Origin of the sequence: Desulfovibrio sp. (genome assembly GCF_035644575.1) — a bacterium.
Classification (GTDB): Bacteria; Desulfobacterota; Desulfovibrionia; order Desulfovibrionales; family Desulfovibrionaceae; genus Desulfovibrio.
Window position 1 is genome coordinate 1 of the sequence record NZ_DASQOG010000137.1, and the last position, 3,540, is coordinate 3,540.

2 protein-coding genes and 2 pseudogenes are annotated in these 3,540 nt (G+C 59.4%); all 4 read right to left on the reverse strand.

Going from position 1 to position 3,540, the window contains the following annotated elements; all coding sequences use genetic code 11:
- Positions 1–80: pseudogene (locus VEZ52_RS07900) on the reverse strand (30S ribosomal protein S20); the annotation flags it as partial.
- A gap of 198 nt (positions 81–278) precedes the next feature.
- On the reverse strand, positions 279–2,363 hold the full coding sequence (gene glyS, locus VEZ52_RS07905) for a glycine--tRNA ligase subunit beta (RefSeq protein ID WP_324836347.1): 2,085 nt from the start codon (positions 2,361–2,363) through the stop codon (positions 279–281).
- A 3-nt stretch (positions 2,364–2,366) separates the two neighbouring features.
- Positions 2,367–3,245, reverse strand: a complete 879-nt coding sequence (glyQ, locus tag VEZ52_RS07910; RefSeq protein WP_324836348.1) for a glycine--tRNA ligase subunit alpha — start codon at positions 3,243–3,245, stop codon at positions 2,367–2,369.
- Positions 3,246–3,352: 107 nt separating this feature from the next.
- Positions 3,353–3,540, reverse strand: a pseudogene (locus tag VEZ52_RS07915) (DNA recombination protein RecO); the annotation flags it as partial.

Below are 3,540 nucleotides of genomic sequence, written 5' to 3' on the forward strand. Positions count from 1 at the left end.
CGGGTACGGGCGGCGCGATTGCGGCCTGCCCGCTGCAAGCTCTGCTTGTGACGCTTGAGGGCTGACTTATGGTTGGCCACTTTGAATCCTCCACATATGTTGGGCTTGCCCGCGCAAGCCATGAAAACAAAAGTTAGCGCGGTGTCGCGAAGAAGGGTTCTTACCACTGGCACGATTACCTGTCAAGCAATCGTGTCTTTTTATCGAATATTTTCTTGTTTGAAGATACGGGGAACCATCAAAAGCGCCCCACACCTCCGGCAAAACCGTTAAACAACCTACATCTGCAAAGCAGAAAAATCGGCCAGACGCGCAAAACGCGAGCCAAGGCCGTGCAGCATGCTCAATCTGTTGCGACGCAGATCCGCATCATCGCACATAACCATCACACCTGCAAAGAATGCGTCCACAGCGGGGCGTACCGCACTCAGGCAGGCCAGCGCAGCGGCATGGTCGTGGGCGGCCCACAGAGCATCAAGGCGGGGCAACATTTCTTCCAGCGTGGATGCCAGCGCTTTTTCCGCGTCTTCACGCAGCAAGGCGGGATCCCAGTGGTCAGAAAGTTCCTCAGTCTGCCCCTGTTTGCGCAGGATATTGGCAACGCGCTTGAAGGTCTGCACCGCAGCTTCATAGTCCGCCGCCTGGCTAAATGCCGCCAGCGCCGCAAGGCGTGCGCCGCAGTCCTTCACGTCTTCCGCGCCAGCGCCAAGGGCCGCATCCACCAGCAGCGTGTCCTGTCCCTGACTCATGAAATAGTTGCGCAAACGCGCTGCAAAAAATTCCATGAGCTTGTCCAGAGCATCGTGCGGGGCGAGCTTCCACTGGCGATCGCCATAAAGCTGTTGCGCCATGGCAAAGAACTGCCGCACGTCAACCGCAAGACCGAACTCGAGCATGATACGGATGATGCCCAGCGCGCAGCGCCGCAGGCCGTTGGGGTCGGCAGCGCCAGTGGGAATCATGCCAAGGCCGAAGCAGCCTGCGAGGGTATCGGCCTTGTCCGCCATTGAGAGCAGCGCGCCTGCGAGGCTCTTGGGCAGCGGTGAATCCGGCCCGGCGGGCAGATACTGTTCGCCCAGAGCTTCGGCCACGGCCTTGCTTTCGCCTTTGCGGCCGGCATAGATGCCGCCCATGATGCCCTGAAGGGTATCAAACTCACCCACAAGGCCGCTCACCAGATCCGCCTTTGAAAGGCGTCCGGCACGCGCGGCATCGTCGGCAAGTTCGGGCGCGCAGCTTTCGGCAAGCCAGCGGCACAGAGCCTCAAGCCTGCGGGTTTTGTCGCCCATGCTGCCAAGCCCGCCGATAAAGATGACCGTATCCAGCTTTTGCAGCCAGTGGTCAAAGGTATCGCGCAGGTCGGCCTGCCAGAAAAAGCGGGCGTCTTCAAGCCGGGCGCGCAGCACGCGTTCCCAGCCGCGCTTGACCACGCCCATGTCTTCGGGGGTGATGTTCAGCACGGTGAGAAAATGCGGCAGCAGTTCGCCATTGGCACCTTCAATGCCAAAGCTCTTCTGGTGGCTTTCCATGCTGGTGAGCAGCACTTCGCGCGGCACCTCAAGATAGGCGGGATCAAAATCGGCCAGCAGCGGCACCGGGTGCTCGGCAAGGCCCTGCACTTCGTCCAGCAGGCTGTCTTTCCACAGCACTTTGCCGCCAGCGGCAGCCGCCTGAGCATTGCCGCCTTCAATAATGACGTTGCGGCGTTGGGCAGGATCAATGGTAACGGCGCAGGGCCCGGCGAGAGTGGCCAGAAATTCATTGGCATGCGCCACAGCAAAGGGGCCAGCCCCGTGGATGCGGTGCCCGCAGGTCTCACGGCCTGAGGTCATGGGGCCAACAGTAAAGGGCACCACGGCATCATCAAGCAGCGCCAGTATCCAGCGCAGCGGACGGGCATAGGCCAGCGAATATGAACCCCAGTGCATGCGCTTCTGGAATGAAAGCGCGGTAATCACCGTGGGGCAGATATCTGCAAGCAAACCGGCTGCGGGCGCGCCGCCGGTGCGTTTGCGCACGGCCACGTATTCGCCCTTGTCCGTTTCCACACGAAAAACGTCTTCAAGAGCGCAGGCATTGGTGCGCACAAAACCCTCAAGGGCTTTGGTGGGCTTGCCTTCAGCGTCATAGGCCACGCGCACGGGCGGGCCGGAGACGACCTCTTCCCTCTCCACCTGCACAGGGTTGAGGTCTTCAACAATCACCACCGCGCGCCGGGGCGTGCTCATGACGCGCAACGCGCCGTATTCAAGCCCGGCCTCGTCCAGAGCGCCGCTAAAACGTGAGGCCAGCTCCCCTTCTTCGGGGGCCAGAAAACGGGAAGGCAACTCTTCGCTGCCGATTTCAAGCACAAAGGTCGCCACGGCTTACCTCACATCCTTTTTGAGCATGGGATAGCCCAGTTCTTCACGCTGGGCTGCGTACAGTCGCCCCACACCAGCCGCCAGGGCGCGCACCCTGCCGATGTAGCCGGTGCGTTCTGTGATGGAGATGGCTCCTCTGGCGTCCAGAAGATTGAATGTATGCGAGCACTTGAGGCAGTAATCATAGGCAGGCCAGGGCAATCCCAGCTCAAGCAGGGCTTTGCACTGACCTTCAAAATCGCTGAAATGCCGCAACAGCATTTCAGGATTGCTGGCCTCAAAGTTGTGGCGTGACTGCTCCACTTCATTCTGGTGGTAGATATGGCCGTAGGTGACGTTTTTGTTCCAGGCCAGATCATACACGGATTCAACGCCCTGCAAATACATGGTAAGGCGCTCAAGGCCGTAGGTCAGTTCCACGCTGATGGGCGAAAGATCAATGCCGCCCACCTGCTGAAAATAGGTGAACTGGCTCACTTCCATACCATTGAGCCACACTTCCCAGCCAAGGCCCCAGGCGCCGAGGGTGGGGGATTCCCAGTCGTCTTCCACAAAACGGATGTCGTGCTGCGCGGGGTTGATGCCCAGCGCCTTGAGGCTTTGCAGATACAGATCCTGCACGTTGTCCGGCGAGGGCTTCATGATCACCTGAAACTGGAAATACCGTTGCAGGCGGTTGGGATTTTCGCCGTAGCGACCATCCGTAGGACGGCGGGAGGGTTCCACATAGGCCACACTCCACGGTTCCGGCCCAATAACCCTCAAAAACGTGTTGGGGTTGAACGTACCGGCACCGCATTCCACACCCGAAGGCTGTTCGATGACGCACCCCTGGTTGGCCCAGTAGTTCTGCAAAGTTAAAATGACATCCTGAAAATACATGCGCTGTCCTTTGTTCGTAGCCTTTTTCAGACGCATACGCGCGGCTGTTCAATAATCGCCGCCCCAAACCATCCCAAACCGAATCGAAAATTTCGGTGCAAACACGGTCACACGTGGCGAAAGTAGCCCCCTTCCCACGAGAGACCCAGGTGATATTGCACAAAACCGTCAATAACCTTGGCGCACGCGCGCCGATCTGCCGCAGGCAGTTCTTCCGCATGCCAGCCGGAGGGAAATTCTTGCTGCACATGACGCAAAAGGTCAAGCCCGGACGCGCCCAGTTCCACGCCATACC